Annotated in this window: 15 protein-coding genes; 3 read left to right on the forward strand and 12 right to left on the reverse strand. The window is 41.5% G+C overall.

What is annotated here, in order from left to right; translation table 11 throughout:
• Nucleotides 1-58 precede the first annotated feature (58 nt).
• Nucleotides 59-2,473 (forward strand): alpha-ketoacid dehydrogenase subunit alpha/beta, encoded by a 2,415-nt coding sequence (locus tag ACQ93I_RS10940; RefSeq protein WP_431698563.1) that lies wholly within the window; start codon nucleotides 59-61, stop codon nucleotides 2,471-2,473.
• A gap of 63 nt (nucleotides 2,474-2,536) precedes the next feature.
• Here the strand turns inward: ACQ93I_RS10940 and ACQ93I_RS10945 are convergent, their stop codons facing one another.
• From ACQ93I_RS10945 to ACQ93I_RS10960, 4 genes are all read right to left on the reverse strand, one after another.
• Nucleotides 2,537-3,082, reverse strand: coding sequence for a hypothetical protein (locus ACQ93I_RS10945; protein ID WP_431698564.1), 546 nt, complete (start codon nucleotides 3,080-3,082; stop codon nucleotides 2,537-2,539).
• Nucleotides 3,083-3,246: 164 nt separating this feature from the next.
• Nucleotides 3,247-4,758, reverse strand: coding sequence for a PH domain-containing protein (locus ACQ93I_RS10950; RefSeq protein WP_431698565.1), 1,512 nt, complete (start codon nucleotides 4,756-4,758; stop codon nucleotides 3,247-3,249).
• Nucleotides 4,751-5,284: a PH domain-containing protein gene (locus ACQ93I_RS10955; protein WP_266070589.1), complete on the reverse strand. Its 534-nt coding sequence runs from the start codon at nucleotides 5,282-5,284 to the stop codon at nucleotides 4,751-4,753. Before ACQ93I_RS10955 ends, ACQ93I_RS10950 begins: the two co-directional genes overlap by 8 nt.
• Nucleotides 5,272-6,111 carry a 1,4-dihydroxy-2-naphthoyl-CoA synthase gene (locus ACQ93I_RS10960; RefSeq protein WP_431698566.1) on the reverse strand — a complete coding sequence of 280 codons (840 nt, stop codon included), beginning with the start codon at nucleotides 6,109-6,111 and terminating at the stop codon, nucleotides 5,272-5,274. The genes ACQ93I_RS10955 and ACQ93I_RS10960 overlap by 13 nt, the downstream gene beginning before the upstream one ends.
• 135 nt (nucleotides 6,112-6,246) lie before the next feature.
• Between ACQ93I_RS10960 and ACQ93I_RS10965 the strand changes: the two genes are divergently transcribed.
• The gene (locus ACQ93I_RS10965; RefSeq protein ID WP_431698567.1) at nucleotides 6,247-6,780 is read left to right on the forward strand and encodes a hypothetical protein; all 534 of its coding nucleotides are present in this window, start codon (nucleotides 6,247-6,249) and stop codon (nucleotides 6,778-6,780) included.
• Here ACQ93I_RS10965 and ACQ93I_RS10970 read toward each other — a convergent pair.
• The 4 genes from ACQ93I_RS10970 to ACQ93I_RS10985 all read right to left on the reverse strand — a co-directional run bounded on the left by ACQ93I_RS10970 (nucleotide 6,756) and on the right by ACQ93I_RS10985 (nucleotide 11,018).
• Nucleotides 6,756-7,598 (reverse strand): CvfB family protein, encoded by an 843-nt coding sequence (locus ACQ93I_RS10970; protein ID WP_431698568.1) that lies wholly within the window; start codon nucleotides 7,596-7,598, stop codon nucleotides 6,756-6,758. The two genes, ACQ93I_RS10965 and ACQ93I_RS10970, sit on opposite strands and share 25 nt — an antisense overlap.
• A gap of 36 nt (nucleotides 7,599-7,634) precedes the next feature.
• Nucleotides 7,635-9,365, reverse strand: a complete 1,731-nt coding sequence (gene menD / locus ACQ93I_RS10975) for a 2-succinyl-5-enolpyruvyl-6-hydroxy-3-cyclohexene-1-carboxylic-acid synthase (RefSeq protein WP_431698569.1) — start codon at nucleotides 9,363-9,365, stop codon at nucleotides 7,635-7,637.
• Nucleotides 9,366-9,433: 68 nt separating this feature from the next.
• Complete coding sequence (locus ACQ93I_RS10980; protein ID WP_431698570.1) at nucleotides 9,434-10,597, reverse strand: chorismate-binding protein; 1,164 nt, start codon at nucleotides 10,595-10,597, stop codon at nucleotides 9,434-9,436.
• Entirely contained in the window at nucleotides 10,590-11,018 is a 429-nt protein-coding gene (locus ACQ93I_RS10985) for a PaaI family thioesterase (RefSeq protein ID WP_431698571.1), read from the reverse strand. The genes ACQ93I_RS10980 and ACQ93I_RS10985 overlap by 8 nt, the downstream gene beginning before the upstream one ends.
• 45 nt (nucleotides 11,019-11,063) lie before the next feature.
• Here ACQ93I_RS10985 and ACQ93I_RS10990 point away from each other — a divergent pair, with 45 nt between their 5' ends.
• A complete protein-coding gene (locus ACQ93I_RS10990) occupies nucleotides 11,064-11,702 on the forward strand; it encodes an alpha/beta hydrolase (RefSeq protein WP_431698572.1) in 639 nt (212 codons plus the stop codon).
• 194 nt (nucleotides 11,703-11,896) lie between these two features.
• Here the strand turns inward: ACQ93I_RS10990 and ACQ93I_RS10995 are convergent, their stop codons facing one another.
• The 4 genes from ACQ93I_RS10995 to ACQ93I_RS11010 all read right to left on the reverse strand — a co-directional run bounded on the left by ACQ93I_RS10995 (nucleotide 11,897) and on the right by ACQ93I_RS11010 (nucleotide 16,515).
• Nucleotides 11,897-12,286 (reverse strand): hypothetical protein, encoded by a 390-nt coding sequence (locus tag ACQ93I_RS10995; RefSeq protein ID WP_431698573.1) that lies wholly within the window; start codon nucleotides 12,284-12,286, stop codon nucleotides 11,897-11,899.
• 534 nt (nucleotides 12,287-12,820) lie between these two features.
• The gene (gene dnaK / locus ACQ93I_RS11000) at nucleotides 12,821-14,746 is read right to left on the reverse strand and encodes a molecular chaperone DnaK (RefSeq protein WP_431698574.1); all 1,926 of its coding nucleotides are present in this window, start codon (nucleotides 14,744-14,746) and stop codon (nucleotides 12,821-12,823) included.
• A 126-nt stretch (nucleotides 14,747-14,872) separates the two neighbouring features.
• Nucleotides 14,873-16,150 (reverse strand): Y-family DNA polymerase, encoded by a 1,278-nt coding sequence (locus ACQ93I_RS11005; protein ID WP_431698575.1) that lies wholly within the window; start codon nucleotides 16,148-16,150, stop codon nucleotides 14,873-14,875.
• Complete coding sequence (locus tag ACQ93I_RS11010; RefSeq protein ID WP_431698576.1) at nucleotides 16,147-16,515, reverse strand: S24 family peptidase; 369 nt, start codon at nucleotides 16,513-16,515, stop codon at nucleotides 16,147-16,149. The genes ACQ93I_RS11005 and ACQ93I_RS11010 overlap by 4 nt, the downstream gene beginning before the upstream one ends.
• Nucleotides 16,516-16,522 lie beyond the last annotated feature (7 nt).

Genomic DNA, 16,522 nt, shown 5'->3' on the forward strand with positions numbered 1-16,522 from the left:
TTTGAATTGTAATTAATCATTGTTTTCGTTACATTTGTGGTAATTTTAAAAACGTGTTATGCAGAGTGAAACTTCCTCAAAAAGTGAAATTTCTTTTGAAGATTTTAGGGCGCAGGTGGTAAGTGATTACAAATTGGCTGTAACCAGCCGGGAATGCAGTCTCCTCGGAAGACGAGAAGTGCTTACGGGTAAAGCTAAATTTGGAATTTTTGGTGATGGAAAGGAAGTACCACAACTAGCTTGGGCTAAGGTATTCCAAAATGGCGATTTTAGATCAGGTTACTATCGTGACCAAACCTTTATGATGGCTATTGGGGCTCTTAATATTCAGCAGTTCTTTGCAAGCCTTTACGCCACTACAAATATTGAACACGAACCCAATTCCGCAGGTAGACAAATGGGAGGGCACTTTGCCACCCATAGTCTTGAAGAAGACGGAACCTGGAAGAATCTTACCCAACAGAAGAATTCAAGTGCAGACATCTCTCCTACTGCAGGCCAAATGCCAAGGCTTTTAGGTCTTGCGCAGGCGTCTAAAATTTACAGAAATGTGGCAGGTATTGATGCCAATAAATTTTCCAGAAACGGAAATGAAATTGCCTGGGGAACTATTGGTAATGCAAGTACCAGCGAAGGCTTGTTTTGGGAGACCATCAATGCGGCAGGAGTACTTCAGGTACCTATGGTAATGAATGTATGGGATGATGAATACGGAATTTCGGTACATGCGAGACATCAAACTACCAAGCAGAATATTTCGGAAGTACTTAAAGGTTTTCAACGAGACAAAGGAGAAAACAATGGGTACGAGATCTTCGCAGTAAATGGCTGGGACTATCCGGCGCTCATAGAAACATACGAGAATGCCAGTCGAATTGCACGCGAAGAACACACACCTGTACTAATCCACGTTCAGCAGCTCACCCAGCCTCAGGGGCACTCTACTTCAGGGTCTCATGAACGCTACAAGAGTGAAGCAAGGCTTCAGTGGGAACGGGAGCATGACTGTAACGTGAAGATGAGGGAATGGATGATTGCTACAAACATAGCAACAGATCAGGAACTTCAAGAAATAGAAAAAGACATAAAGAAGCAGGTCCGTGATGGAAAGAAAGCCGCCTGGGAAGCGCATATGGCTCCTGTAAAAAATAAGGTTAAAGATGTACTCCCTGTACTCCAAAGAGCAGCCGAAAGCAGCCAGAATAAAAGTTTTATTCTTCAGTTAAAGAAGGAACTTCAGGAGAACAAAGAAGCCTTGAAAAAAGATATTCTTGTTGCGTCCCGTAAGGCCTTAAGGTATATGAGAGGAGAGAGTTCTCCCGCAAAACAGGAATTAATCCAGTTTATAGACAAGTACACAGAGGAGGTACGGCCGCAATACAGCAGCCACTTACACAGCTCTTCAAAATATAATGCTCTTAATGTACAACCCGTCGCACCTTCTTATGGAGAAGATTCTAAAGAAGTAGACGGAAGGTTGGTCTTAAGAGAAAATTTTGACAGCATTTTCAATAAGTATCCTGAAGCCCTCATCTTTGGAGAAGACACGGGAGAAATTGGAGATGTTAACCAGGGACTGGAAGGTCTTCAGGAAAAGTATGGGAAACTGCGTGTTGCCGATACGGGTATTCGTGAAGCAACAATCCTGGGACAGGGAATTGGAATGGCCATGCGAGGCTTACGCCCTATTGCCGAGATCCAGTACCTCGATTACCTGCTCTACGCACTCCAAATAATGAGTGATGACCTCGCTACCCTTCAATACAGAACGCGTGGTAAGCAAAAAGCACCGTTAATTATCAGGACACGGGGACATCGTCTGGAAGGTATCTGGCACAGTGGTTCCCCTATGGGCGGAATCTTAAATCTAATTCGTGGTATACACGTCCTGGTGCCCCGCAATATGACCAAAGCAGCTGGTTTCTACAACACCTTACTCGAGAGTGATGAGCCTGCACTCATTGTGGAATCACTTAATGGCTATCGTTTAAAGGAAAAAATGCCCGTTAATTTAGGTGAGTTCAAAACACCACTGGGCGTAGTTGAAACCATGAGGGAAGGAACAGACATTACCCTTGTTTCTTATGGTTCTACGTTAAGACTGGTAGAACAGGCAGCAAAAGAGCTACAGCAAGTGGGTATTGATGCCGAAGTTATTGACGTGCAGTCTTTGCTCCCTTTTGACCTAAATCAGGATATAGTGAAAAGTGTGGCCAAAACGAACCGTTTACTGGTTATAGACGAAGACGTACCAGGAGGAGCTTCAGCGTTTATCGTTCAAAAAGTTATGGAAGAACAAAACGCCTGGAGACATCTCGACAGCAAGCCGCAAACGCTCACTGCAAAAGATCATCGCCCTGCATATGGAACTGACGGTGATTATTTTTCAAAGCCTTCTGTAGAAGACATTTTTGAGAAGGTATATGAGATCATGAATGAAGTAGATCCTGCGCAGTTTCCACAGTTAAAGTAAAACATAATCATACTTAATATAAGAAGCCACGACTGCAATGCTCTCGTGGCTTTTTTACATTGATTACTTCCAGTTAAATTCTGAAATTTTTATTCCTCTAAAACAATCATCCTGGCAACCTGCAGGCATATATCCGCAAAGCATCATGACCCCGTCATCATTGGTGTCAAAAAAGACTTTATTGGTCTCGTGATCAACCGTTAGATATTTGGAAAGGCAGGTTGTGTAAAGATGATCAATAGTATATGCAGGTGCCCCTACAGCGTGACTTCCAAGTTCTTTTTTGGTGTTTTCCTCATAAGTTTCGGTAACAGTTCTCGAACCATCTTCTTCTGAAATTATAAAAGCCACATAATACCGTTTTTTAACCTTTCCTCCCTCTACTTCAATGGTAGTTTCACTCCCATACCCTGTCCAGGATTGTACGAGGATAGTATAAGTATAGGAATTTCCCTGCTCCCGTTTTAAATCTTTCCAGGCTGCTCTACTTTCCCGGAAGTCATATCCATGTTCGCCCTCTACATCAAGTCTACTCTGCATAGTATTTACGCTGCAGGAATCCAGTACAAAGGTGACCGATAGTACAAAAATCAAGTATAGCTTTTTCATAGGCAAAAGTTTTACCTGAAAGTTAAATCATACCAACCAGAAAATACAAATATTTAAACAATTAATTTTCAACTCATTACAACGACAAATAACTGAGAAAATGATAATTTTTTGATATCCAGCACTTTGGAAATTGAATACTTAAAAAAGAAATTCAGAAAATTTTACATCCAGGCTTTTTCGGTCACCTCGATCTTGTAAATCAAACAGTTAAGAATAGGCTGCACCTCCTCCATTTTCACCATGGGAAAATCAACATCTCCACCTGCAGAATGGAAGGTAAGGTTTACCAAACCTCTTTTTTTATACCATAAAGGTTGTGAAACTGAAACTGCCTGCAACCTAAAAACTTCAAGGTATTCTTCCTTCTGCACCCATACTCCCGAATATCTTATTAAAAACTCTTCTGAAATTCCCAGCTGTAGCCTTCTAAAGTAGTAGAAGTTATAAATACAAAGGAGCACAACATATGCTGAAGCTATACCCACAACCCAGCTAAGCATAACAAGTTGGGCATAAAAAAATAAAAAAACTGATAGAATGACTAAAGGAATTAATCCCCGGGAGATCCTTCTAATCAATAAATATTTACTCGGTTTAACTCTAAAATTTTCCCGTATTTCAAACTGGTAAAAATAATCTTTGACCTGCTGCACCACTTTAGGCGGTAAACCGGCGATTTTCACCTGATTCTTTTCAAGATCATTCTCACTACTGGCAAGAGAGATTTTTACCTGAAACAGATCCATTTTCTTCTGAATAGGATTTGTGAGCACTTGCAGCAATTGGATTCTGCTGGCCTTTAAATTAACCTTTGTATTGTTACGCAGCCCCATTTCAACCTGTAGGGTGTCCTTATACTTCTGCAAATGAAGTCCAAAATATTTTACAACTGTCTCCCCCACCGTTAACAGCATCCCCACCAGCAATAGAAAAATAATGAAGAGGTATTTACCCTGAGAAAAATACACCTGCGGTTCCTGAAGCTGTGCCGCAAGTTCATCGTTAAACATGAATTGCTCCCTTAGGGTAAAATAAAAAGCCACAATAATACCAACTCCACGAAGATAGTTGGAGGTAAGCCCTAATTTTACAAGCGTCCATAATTGAACCTTATGTTCCCATTGAGGTACAGCCTTTGCTGTAGTTGCAGGTATTTTTTCAGGATCTTCTTCAACTTCTGCGGAAGTTTCAGTACGTTCCTCTTCGGCACGTGCCATGAGTTTTTCGGCCAGGAGATTAGCCTTCTCTTCAGATAGTGCTTTAATCTCGACCTCCTTGTCCTGGCTCCCTGCTGTTTCTACAACCACACTGTACACGCCAATGATGCGTTGCAGAATATTCCTTCGGAAATTTACCTGCTGAATCTTCTCAAAGGGAATATTAATAACGTCAGATGAAAAAACCCCTTTTTGAAGCACAAACTCCTGATTCTTCTCGTCAAGATGAAACTTAAAATTCAGGAAATAAAGGATGCTGTAGCCAAGACTTAGCAATAATACCAGCATAAGTGCCGCGCCGGCAAAAAACAGCATTCGCTGATCTACTTCTTTAAAAGCAAAGTAAAAAACCACCACCCATAAGTTTCTCCCTATATGATAAAGAGAGGTCGCAAAGATCAATACCAGCCCCACGCCAGATTGCCGTTGTGGCTCCGAAAAATTATAATCAGGCATGGTTATAAATTCTTCCTGAAATTTCCTCTTTTAGAGAGGTAGCTGTTTCAGGTTTTATTCCGGGAACACTCACATCGCTACCCGATCCTCCGGCGGTGAATACTTTTAAAGAAGAAATATTCAGAATCTTATCAAGAAAAGACCGCTCTACAGTCACATGCTGAATTCTATTAAAAGGAACAACTGTGGTTTTTTCAAACAAAAAGCCGCGTTTAAAAATTATATCCTGTTCCCGCAAGGCATAACCGCTCTTCTTAACATACATCACGTTGTTAAAAATAGACCATCCAAAAAGCAGAACCAGCAGGATTGCGGCCCAGAAAAGATAAGTGTGAAATTGAGCAGATAAAAAAGTATACCCCAGGAACAATCCCACAGCAAAGAACATAAAGGATATGCTGGTACCCACCTGCAACTTCACAAGATATTTTTTTGAAATGGGATGCAGCTTCACTTCCTCAACTCTGGGAAGGGAAGCTACTTCCAACTCAAAATTTGAAAATTCTGAAGAGGCTACGGGATCCATTTCTTATCAAAATTAGGTTTTCTTTTTTCCAGAAAAGCGTTTCTACCTTCCTTGGCCTCATCGGTCATATAAGCAAGGCGGGTAGCTTCTCCGGCAAACACCTGCTGCCCTACCATTCCATCATCTGTTAGGTTCATGGCAAACTTCAGCATTTTAATTGAAGTAGGTGATTTTGCAAGTATCTCCTGTGCCCACTCATAAGCTGTATCTTCCAGCTCTGCATGCGGAATTACTGCATTCACCATTCCCATTTCAAAAGCCTCCTGTGCCGAATAATTCCTTCCTAAAAAGAAGATTTCGCGTGCCTTCTTTTGTCCAACCATTTTGGCAAGGTAAGCCGATCCATATCCGCCATCAAAACTTGTAACATCTGCATCGGTTTGCTTAAAGATCGCGTGCTCCTTACTTGCAAGGGTAAGATCACAAACTACGTGCAGGCTATGTCCTCCTCCAACGGCCCAACCCGGCACAACTGCAATCACAGCCTTTGGCATAAACCGAATTAACCTTTGTACTTCCAGTATATTAAGCCGGTGCATTCCATCTTCTCCCACGTAGCCCTGGTGACCACGGGCTTTTTGATCTCCCCCGCTGCAAAAGCTGTAAACGCCATCTTTAGGGGAAGGCCCTTCCGCAGAAAGCAGCACCACTCCTATTGAAGTATCTTCCTGGGCATCATAAAAAGCATCATAGAGTTCACTGGTAGTTTTTGGACGAAAGGCATTGCGAACCTCGGGGCGGTTAAAGGCAATACGTGCCACGCCGTTGCACTTTTGGTAGGTGATATCTTCGTATTCCTTTGCTGTTTTATAATCTGGTTTGGTCATAGTGATCTAATTTTACTCAAAAATAAGGCTTTTATATTTTCCTTAGGGAATAAAACCTGCCGCAAGAAAAGCTTTATCTTTCGGAACAATGAAAAATTTGTACGATTTTTGCTTCCTTAGTATCAAATAGGTAACATGAATAAAATCCTAACCCTTCTTGCTTTGATTATTTTTGGTGTAAGTGGCTATTCCCAGGAATTGAATTCTTCAGGTACTAATCCTTTTCCCGAATTTGATCAGGCTAATTTCCCTGCACTGGAAGAAGTATTTATCCGCTATACAAGAATACAGCCAGGGCTTTCTGTTCCTGTAAACCATTTCCCTGAGAATCAATTTTCATTAAAGGAAATCAGTTTTGATAAAAAAGTACAGAAGAGACAGGTGAACCTTATCTCGATGATGGAAAAAGAACGCTATGCCAAAGAAGCGGCTTTAGTTGAAATGGAATCCCCGGCACCTACCATAGGCAAAGGCGAAAAGGCCCTTATAGAAGTCACCAATGACATCAGGATACACGACCGAAGTTCTAATTATGATATTTTTACCGGACAAAAGAAAATCCCGGCTTATGAAGAAATGCGGTCGCCAATTTTGCAAAGCCCTTACCGATCCCGTTCAGGCGTAAGAGCTTATGTCTCTCCTTATTATGACTCTCCTTTTTTAAGGTAGATCCCGTTGTCTTTAATATCAACCTTCCTTTGCTTGTAAAGATTACCAAGGGCGCGTTTAAAGCTTTTTTTGCTCATTTGCACCTCTTTTTCAATCTCTGTGGGCGAAGATTTGTCGGTCAATGCTAAAAAACCACCTTTTATTTCAATAAGGTTTAGCAGTTCCTGCGCATTAGGTTCAATACTGCGGTAGCCGGGACGCTGCAAAGTAATATCTATCTTTCCGTCTGGTCGTGTCTTCTTCACATATCCATTAAGCCTGTCGCCAACGTGCAATTTCTGAAAAACTTCATCCTTGTACAGCAAACCCTTGTGGATCTCGTTCACAATCACATTCCATCCCATTTCAGTAGGGTTAGCGATAATGAGCTCCACCTCTTCAAAAGGTGTTATCGTGAGTTCCGAATTGTCTAAAAAGGCATCCAGTTTACTCGACCCAGCCAACCTTTCGGTAAGCTCATCAAGATAGCAGAAAATGAGATAGCGCTCACCCTGCCGCATTTTAACTGCCTGTTCTTTAAAAGGCACAAAAAGATGTTTTTCGAGGCCCCAATCCATAAAAGCTCCAATCTCGCTCACCTCCACACATTTCAAAAACCCGAATTCATCGAGCTTCACAAAAGGCTTAAGTGTTGTTGCCACCGGTCTTTCTTCATGATCCAGATAGACAAAAACGGTGATTTCATCTCCTATTTCAAAAGTTTCAGGTTTGTACTTATTAGGCAACAGTACCTCGTTCCCTTCATCATCCTTTAAAAAAAGGCCAGGTTCTGTATCGCGATCTATCTTAAGGGTGTGGTATTCTCCAATGGCAAGCATAAAATAATTTTTGGCAAAGTTACTTATAATAAACGGCTATTTCACGAAGCTAAAATATTCCAGCAACACTTCGTCATTCACCTTTCGTGGTGTAAAAATTTCCAGGACCTTCGGCTGGTCTGAGGTGTCAAAAAAGGCATTTAAGCGCTCCTTTATTTCTTCGGAAGTTTGGGCTTTTGAATATTCAAATCCGTAGAGATCACAAATAGGTTTCGCATTGAGATGATGAACGGTTTCAAAATATTTTTCGAAGGTCTCAGTATTCTTATCTCCCGGAAGTATCCTGAAGATCCCGCCTCCGCCGTTATTTAAGATGATTATCCTAAAGTTCTTCGGAATATAATTGTTCCACAGCGCATTGCTGTCATAAAAAAAGCTGAGATCTCCTGTGATCATCAAAACCGGTGCTTCTGAAACTATTGCAGCTCCCACCGCAGTTGAAGTACTGCCGTCAATCCCGCTGGTTCCGCGGTTACAGTATATTTTTAAGCTCTCTTTCCACCTGAAGAGCTGTGCATACCTGATTGTAGAGCTATTTGCCAGCTGTACAATGTTATTTTCGGGCACTGCAGGGCAAATAAGCTGCATGGCCTTTAGATCAGAATATGGGATCCTGCCCATATAATCTTCATGTTTTACCTTTCTTCTGCTTCGAACCTCCTGCCAGTATTCGGCATAATTGCTTTCAGAAATTTTTGTGAGCGGAAAAAACTGATTAAAAAATGAATTTACTGAAGTCTCGAAATGCTTATTCAGGCAAAAGAAGGTGTTATATGCCTTTTTTGGATCTACATGCCAGTGATGTTTCGGCTGATAGTTCCGCAGAAAAGCTTTGATCTTTTTTGACACGATCATTCCGCCGAAAGTGAGCAGGATTTCAGGTTGCAGGTTGTCAAAGAGCTGTTCCCTGTCTTCATCTTTTTCAATGGGACCAATAATGGTATCAATGCGCGTGAAGAATTTCTCCTGCTGCACGTTTGAAGTTGTTTCAGTAAATACAATTACTGAAGGATCATTTGCCAGCTCATCGAGAAATTTCTGATCTACTAAATTTGGGGAAGACACTCCAACAATGACCATCTTTCTCGCTGCCTTATTCCAAAGATCGGCATAAGCCAGCAACTGGTTTTGGGAGTAAGTTCTTTCAATGATCTCCGGTAGAATTTGGATTGGATTCACCTCTACGTCTTCTACCGTCTCATAAAGCGGCTCATAAAACGGAACGTTGATATGCACCGGACCCTTTTCTTCTATAGCTTTATTCAGTGCCAGGTTGATCTCCCGCTCGTTGTGCTTCCGACTCTCAAATTGCTTCTGCTGAAGTTTCTTATCCTTCGCCTCATTTTCCAACACTAATTCTGAATATAAATTAGCCGAATATAAGATATGGTTCTCAAAAACGTTCTTTTGTCGAATTGTTTGTCCGTCGCCAATATCAATGCGCTCTACAGGCCTGTCGGCAGAGATCACCACCAACGGAATGTCGCTGTAAAAGGCTTCAGCTACCGCCGGATAATAATTTAGCAAAGCCGAACCCGATGTGCAAACCACAGCAACAGGTTTTTGCAGCTGCTGGGCCATGCCAACAGCTACAAAAGCAGCACAGCGCTCATCTACAACGCTATAAGTATTTATGTTTGGGTGATGGGCAAAGCCCGTGGTAAGCGGGGCATTTCGGGAGCCGGGAGAGACCACCACATGATGGATTCCTTTGGCTTCGCAGAGTGCAACTATAGATCTTGCAACCGGTATTTTTGGATGTTTCATTACTAATTTTTGGAGACCTCACAGTCCCGATAGCTATCGGGGCTGTGAGGTCTGATCAATACTTTCTTTTATTTCAACAACACTTTCTTCATGGTCTCCGCCTTATTCACCGTCTCCTGCCACTCATCTTCGGGCACCGAGTCTTTGGTTATGCCACCGCCAATAAAAAGTACAGCCTTATTATCTTCTATTTTCATGCAGCGCAAATTCACATAGAGATTAGTTTCTTTCTTCACGGCACGATAGGCCAGGTTCTCTACATTCCTTCTGGATCTAGAGCGCTGTACATTTTTCTGAAGGTTCAGCTCTCCCAAGAATCCCGTGTAGAAATCCCGGTTATAATTTTCTTCTGAAAGGATAAAGGCTTTAGCCTTTTCCTTTGGCAGGCCGCATACTGCCGGGGTTGGATGCAGGGCAGAGATAATATTTCCATATCCGGTAGAGACGTTCCGCGGAACGTCTGTACTGGCAAGTGTTCCATTAATATCAGTTTGCAAATGCAGCAAATTACCCGCCTTTGATGTGTAAGGTTCAGAAATATCCAGATTTTCCGCTCCGGAATTCTTAAGGTTTTCTACAATTGAGTCGGTAACGAATTGCTGCTCCTGTTGCTCTTTTTGGCCCCACTCCACCTCCATGCTTCCCAAAAATTTTTGAGTGCCGGCCAGGGCCATGGTTTTAAACCGATTGCCTTCAACTTTTAACAGCGTCTCGGGCGTTGCACCAAGCCAGCAGCCTACTTTTGGATGATACCAGCAGTACACAAAAGCTGTGGGATAGGCGTTCAGCAGTTCTTTGAACAGCTTTAGCGGATTTGAATCATTCAGCTCCACCTCTTCTTTTCGTGAAAGCACAACTTTATCCATTTCTCCTGCCCTCAATACAGAAACTGCTTTCTTCACCAACTCAATATGGCCTGACTTTTTTTCTTCTGAAATTTGCCCTTTTTGAGAGGTTAGTAAAGCTGTATCTTCTTCAGAAATTACCTGCTCAAAAATGAGTTTTTCCGAAGCATTTTCAGGAAAAAGAGTTGCTTTTTCCGAGGTGTCAAAAGGGGAAAAAACAAAGCCGCTTTCAGTGAAATCTTCGGTATAATGCAACTCATCGTCCTGCTGCAGGAAAGCTTTCACTTCACCAGATTTTCCGGTTAAAATGGGCTTCCGGTAAGCGACAAATGGCTTTTGCTCCTCTAATTGCGCCTCCAGCTTTTTAATGAAATCTGCTTCAGGCATTGTCTTTCTTTTTCGGAAGAGTGATGGTGGTAAGTTTCACTACAGAAATGAGATTTTCAGCTTCATCTGTGATCCTGATATTCCAAAGTTGAGTAGTGCGGCCTTTGTGCAGGTAAGTGGCCTTGGCAAAAACGTAACCTTCAGAAATACTTTTTAGATGGTTGGCAGAAATTTCAATTCCGCGCACGTAATACTCATCGGTGTTTAAAAAAACGAAACTGGCCATACTACCTACAGTCTCCGCCAGAGCAACGGTCGCGCCTCCATGTAGCACTCCGTCGGGTTGATGAACTTTGGGAGTCACGGGCATTTTCGCGATCAGGTAATCATCCCCTACTTCAGAAACCTCTATATCAAGAGTTTCCATGAGGGTATTTTTGCATATCTTTTTCAACAGCGCGTGAGTTTCCTCTTTGGTCATAGCAAATAGATTGGTTTCTTTGTAAAAGTACAAAACCACCGGAAAATGATGAACGAAAAGAATGTTTCTTACCAAACGGTCAACACCTACAGCACCCTGAATGAGCAAACCGAAAAGACAGAAAATCTTTGGGTGGTCTTTCACGGCATTGGGTACCTGAGTAAATATTTCCTGAAGTATTTTAGGCACCTCAACCAGGAAAAGAACTACATCATTGCACCACAGGCACCCTCAAAGTACTACCTCAACGGCAAATATGAACACGTTGGCGCCTCTTGGGCAACGCGCGAAAACACGCAGCAGGAGATTCAAAATGTACTCGCATACCTGGATGAAGTTTATGAAAATGAAGGTCTCAAAAATGCCAAAAACCTGATTCTTTTCGGTTATTCCCAGGGTGTCTCTATCGTAACCCGCTGGATGGCCCAGAGACAAATAGAGCCGTCTATGCTTATTCTAAATTCCGGCAGGATCCCTTCGGAATTAAAGCCTTCCGATTTTGCCTTTTTTGAGGGGCAGGTGAATTTCGTATATGGAACTGAAGATCCTTTTATAGACAAAGACTTTTTGGAGTCGGAGGAAAAAAGGATAAAAGAATTATTCCCGAAAAATCTAAAATTCGTCCCTTTTAACGGCGGACATGAGGTGAATAAGGAGGTAATAGTTAAACTGGCGGGAGAATAGTTTTTTTTGAGACCGCTGCGCTCCAAGAGCCAAGAGACAAGACTTTTTAAACTGTACGTCATCCTGGACTGGTTTCAGGATCATGGAGAAGCTGAAACAAATTCAGCTTCACGACTCTATATTAAATACGGCCATGTCACCTCGAGCGGAGTCGAGAGGTCCTTCTGTACAATTAATTTTAAATTTAAATAAAGCTACTCATTACAGAAGAATATTTCCTCAGCCTCATTTCCCGTGTTATTTATAAATTCCCTGCTCGATTCGAGATCAAATTCTTTAATTATTTCTCCTTCACAATTATAAAGATCTATTTCATCAACGCCATTGCATAGCGGATCTGTCATTTGTTTGTAGAAAACAGTTTCTCCCTCATAAGTAGTTTTTAAAATAGAAACTCTGCAAGAATATTTGCCACACTCCAGTTCTGCTATAAAATTCTTCATCCATTCAAGTTCTATAGGATTCTCAGCAGTACAGGCATTTTGTAAATTTAATACTGAATTGGCATTCACTTTATCATCTTGATCACTACAGGAAACCAGGATGATTAAAAGAATTAATGCGACGGATAAAATTTTTTTCATAATGGTGTGGAAATTCCTAAAAGGTTGCGTGCTTGTAACAAAAAACAGCCCGAATTAATCGGAACTACGTTTTTCTATTCCTTGATGTAGATCCCAACTTTTTGTATAAGCAATTCACAGAGTTTTACTTTGAAAACCTGTTCCAGCTGAGAAGTTGAACAAGTTCAGCTTGACAGTATTTGTTTTTGAATAAGCCTGTGTCTCCTCGAGCGGAGTCCAAAGGTTCTTTTGTAACAAACAAAAAAAACGAAATTAAAGTTGGCGCAGAATTGCAATCCATGCCGGAATCTCCCATTCCCACCCCCACCTTTGGCCACCCCTCCGGCGGAGGGGAAGTTCCAAAGAAGATAACTAACAATTAATTGCCTTCGCAACCTATTCTGATAAAGGAGGTCTCGACTTCGCTCGACCAGACAATTACCTTAGATCTTTCACATTGAGTTTTGAAAATCAGAAACAAAAAAACGCTGCCAAATGGCAGCGCTTTCATATTCTCTCAAAGTTCCTCCCCTTGATAAGGAGAGGTTAGGAGGATTACTTCACTTCTTCAAAGTCAACGTCTTCTACATCGTCACCTTGCTTGGAGTCACCTTCGGCTTGCCCTCCAGTTGCTCCCTGGGCTCCGGATCCAGGTCCACCTTGTTGTCCGCCAGCTTCGGCTTGTGCTTTATACATTTCTTCAGAAGCTACTTTCCATGCCTCATTGATCTTGTCTAATGCAGGCTGAATAGTTTCTACTTCTTTAGTCTCATAAGCTTTCTTAAGCTCTTCCAAAGCGTCTTCGATTGGCTTCTTCTTATCATCAGAAAGTTTATCACCAAATTCTTTCAACTGACTTTCAGTTTGGAAGATCATAGCATCGGCTTCGTTCAGCTTATCCACTTTTTCTTTGGCTTTTTTATCAGTTTCAGCATTCGCTTCAGCTTCCTGCTTCATCTTTTGGATCTCTTCTTCAGTAAGACCAGAAGAGGCCTCGATTCTAATATCCTGAGATTTACCGGTAGCTTTATCTGTAGCGCTTACTTTGATGATACCGTTGGCATCGATGTCAAAAGTCACTTCAATTTGAGGTGTTCCTCTTCGTGCCGGTGGAATTCCATCAAGGTGGAATCTACCAATGGTCTTATTATCATTTGCCATTGGACGCTCTCCCTGTAACACGTGAATCTCAACAGATGGCTGATTGTCGGCCGCAGTAGAGAATACCTGTGATTTCTTAGTAGGAATAGTTGTGTTAGACTCGATCAATTTGGTCATCACACCACCCATAGTTTCGATACCAAGAGATAACGGAGTAACATCAAGAAGCAATACATCTTTTACGTCTCCTGTCAATACACCACCCTGGATCGCAGCACCAATCGCTACAACCTCATCAGGATTCACTCCTTTTGATGGTTTCTTTCCGAAGAAGCTTTCAACTTCCTGTTGGATTTTAGGGATACGGGTTGATCCACCAACAAGAATTACCTCGTCGATATCACTTTTTGAAAGACCTGCATCGCTAAGCGCTTTTTGAACAGGATCCATAGAACGTTTCACCAAAGTATCGGCAAGTTGCTCGAATTTAGATCTTGTAAGTGTCTCTACAAGGTGCTTAGGCCCACTTGCAGTAGCAGTAACGTAAGGCAGGTTAATTTCGGTTTGAGAAGAAGAGGAAAGCTCGATTTTAGCTTTTTCTGCAGCTTCTTTCAAACGCTGAAGTGCCATAGGATCTTTTCTAAGGTCGATGTCTTCAGCTTTTTGGAATGTATCTGCAAGCCAGTCGATGATCACCTCATCAAAATCATCACCTCCAAGGTGTGTATCACCATTTGTAGAAAGTACTTCAAATACTCCGTCTCCTAATTCAAGGATAGAGATATCAAAGGTACCACCACCAAGGTCATAAACAGCGATCTTCTGGTCCTGAGATTTTTTGTCAAGTCCGTAAGCCAGTGCAGCTGCAGTCGGCTCGTTAATGATCCTTCTTACTTTAAGACCGGCGATCTCACCGGCTTCTTTTGTAGCCTGGCGCTGAGAGTCATTAAAGTATGCAGGAACGGTAATTACGGCTTCGGTCACATCCTGTCCAAGATAATCTTCGGCAGTTTTCTTCATTTTTTGAAGCACCATTGCAGAAAGTTCCTGCGGAGTGTATTTACGGCCGTCAATCTCCACACGTGGAGTATCATTGTCACCTTTTACTACTTTATAAGGAACCCTTCCGGCTTCTTTAGAAACTTCAGAATATTTATTTCCCATAAACCTCTTGATAGAGGAAATGGTTTTTTGTGGGTTAGTTACAGCCTGGCGCTTTGCAGGATCCCCTACTTTTATTTCGCCTCCTTCTACAAAAGCAATTACAGAAGGAGTAGTTCTTTTTCCTTCGGCATTAGGTATTACCGTTGGCTCGTTACCTTCCATTACGGCAACACAAGAGTTGGTAGTACCTAAGTCGATTCCAATTATTTTACTCATAATTCTATAGGTTGTTATTTATTATTTCTGATTTTTTTGAACAACCTCTTAAAGTCAATCATTATGCCACCCGAAATTATATGACAGGATGTCATAAAAGAAAGACAGGTAGCTGACTCCTTCAAGTTAAGACCTACTGCCTACCTTAAGAAGTTCCTGCCATTGTGTGGTATAATACGGGCTTCGATGTTTTTTAATAAGCTCCCATTCCTGCTTTCGCCTACCGGTAATAGCTGAAGCGACTGTGGCCTTTCCATATTTGCTATTGATACCATCAAAAACTTTCATAAGCACAGGATTAGAAATTTTGGAAGGTTGTTCAAATAAATTAGCCTGCACATATTCCTGTGGAATAATTCCGCTCAAATTAACTCCTACTTTCTTATAGCGAAAACCTGGTTTATATATTCTATGCAAGGCTTTTCTTGCCTCGCTGATCAAAACAAATGTATTATTGGTAGGAACAGGCAAAGTCACAGTACAACTTTCAGAATATCGTTTATCAATTTTACTGTGATAATTGGTATGCACAAACACCTGCACATATGAAGCGCATGAACCCTGTGCCCGCATCACCTCGCTTACCTCGCTAATGTAATAAGCACATGCTTCTTCAATCATGTCAAGATCTTCCAGTCGCTTTCCGAAGGACTTTGCTGTACCTATTCCTTTTTTAGGTTTAGGGATAGTAGTAAACTCTATACACGATTCCCCTCTCAATTCACGCCACAAACGTTCTCCAACTACAGTCATCTCCTTACGCACCCAGGCAAGAGGCGTGTTGTGTGCAAAATCAAACGCAGTAAACACTTTCTTTTCCTGAAGCCGCCTGGCATGTTGCCTTCCTATTCCCCATACATCACCAATTTTCACTTTTTTTAAAGCTGCTTTTCTTTTTTCTTCAGAATCAATTATATATACATGGTCGTGCACTTCCTCTTTTTTAGCTATCCGGTTTGCCAGTTTAGCCAGAACCTTTGTAGGAGCAATACCTACCCCCACCGGTAAACCCGTATACCGAAGAATCTGTTCTTTAATATTGCTACCGTACTTAGGAAGGTCTAAATGATTTATGCCAGTTAATTCTACAAAAGCTTCATCAATACTGTAAACTTCTACCATTGGAGAAAAAGTCTTTAAAATATTCATCACCCGCTGGGACATTTCTCCATATAAGGTGTAATTAGAAGAAAAGAAAGTCACATTATTTTTTACCAGAATATCTTTAATCTTAAAGACAGGCTCAAACATGGGGATGTGTGCCAGAGATTTAGCCTCTTTATTTGCTGCAATTACACAGCCATCATTGTTGCTTAACACTACTACCGGCTTCCCCAAAAGATCGGGTCTAAAAACTTGTTCGCAGGAAGCATAAAAGCTATTACAATCTACCATTGCAATCATATCATAGCATGAATTATATAAGTAACCACCCCCCACAACAGAAATTCAGACTGCGTAGATTTACCTGAAAATTGCACAATATCAAATTCCCCATCTTTTATTATAAGTGCAATACGACCAGGTTTAAGCTCCATAGACCGGTCTATAATAAGAACATCTTTATCCCAAATATTAAATTTAGACCAGTTATTGCCTTCAACTCTAATGAAAAATGTCGCATCCTGATTGCAAATTAATTCACTATTTAAATCTATTGGTGCCTCGTAATAATGAGTAGCCGCACTAGGAAACCCTGTTTGCTTTGAAACTTCTGCAGCGTGCCTTTCTTTTCGCTTCTGTATCTTTCCAAAAGTATTTACTTGCATGATTCAA

This window comes from Salinimicrobium sp. WS361 (assembly GCF_050750585.1).
GTDB lineage: Bacteria > Bacteroidota > Bacteroidia > Flavobacteriales > Flavobacteriaceae > Salinimicrobium.

Bases quoted from the DNA above. Each gene is read 5' to 3' on its own strand.
- ACQ93I_RS10940 (WP_431698563.1), top strand. From the start codon at position 59: ATGCAGAGTGAAACTTCCTCAAAAAGTGAAATTTCTTTTGAAGATTTT.
- ACQ93I_RS10945 (WP_431698564.1), bottom strand. From the start codon at position 3,082: ATGAAAAAGCTATACTTGATTTTTGTACTATCGGTCACCTTTGTACTG.
- ACQ93I_RS10950 (WP_431698565.1), bottom strand. From the start codon at position 4,758: ATGCCTGATTATAATTTTTCGGAGCCACAACGGCAATCTGGCGTGGGG.
- ACQ93I_RS10955 (WP_266070589.1), bottom strand. From the start codon at position 5,284: ATGGATCCCGTAGCCTCTTCAGAATTTTCAAATTTTGAGTTGGAAGTA.
- ACQ93I_RS10960 (WP_431698566.1), bottom strand. From the start codon at position 6,111: ATGACCAAACCAGATTATAAAACAGCAAAGGAATACGAAGATATCACC.
- ACQ93I_RS10965 (WP_431698567.1), top strand. From the start codon at position 6,247: ATGAATAAAATCCTAACCCTTCTTGCTTTGATTATTTTTGGTGTAAGT.
- ACQ93I_RS10970 (WP_431698568.1), bottom strand. From the start codon at position 7,598: ATGCTTGCCATTGGAGAATACCACACCCTTAAGATAGATCGCGATACA.
- menD (WP_431698569.1), bottom strand. From the start codon at position 9,365: ATGAAACATCCAAAAATACCGGTTGCAAGATCTATAGTTGCACTCTGC.
- ACQ93I_RS10980 (WP_431698570.1), bottom strand. From the start codon at position 10,597: ATGCCTGAAGCAGATTTCATTAAAAAGCTGGAGGCGCAATTAGAGGAG.
- ACQ93I_RS10985 (WP_431698571.1), bottom strand. From the start codon at position 11,018: ATGACCAAAGAGGAAACTCACGCGCTGTTGAAAAAGATATGCAAAAAT.
- ACQ93I_RS10990 (WP_431698572.1), top strand. From the start codon at position 11,064: ATGATGAACGAAAAGAATGTTTCTTACCAAACGGTCAACACCTACAGC.
- ACQ93I_RS10995 (WP_431698573.1), bottom strand. From the start codon at position 12,286: ATGAAAAAAATTTTATCCGTCGCATTAATTCTTTTAATCATCCTGGTT.
- dnaK (WP_431698574.1), bottom strand. From the start codon at position 14,746: ATGAGTAAAATAATTGGAATCGACTTAGGTACTACCAACTCTTGTGTT.
- ACQ93I_RS11005 (WP_431698575.1), bottom strand. From the start codon at position 16,150: ATGATTGCAATGGTAGATTGTAATAGCTTTTATGCTTCCTGCGAACAA.
- ACQ93I_RS11010 (WP_431698576.1), bottom strand. From the start codon at position 16,515: ATGCAAGTAAATACTTTTGGAAAGATACAGAAGCGAAAAGAAAGGCAC.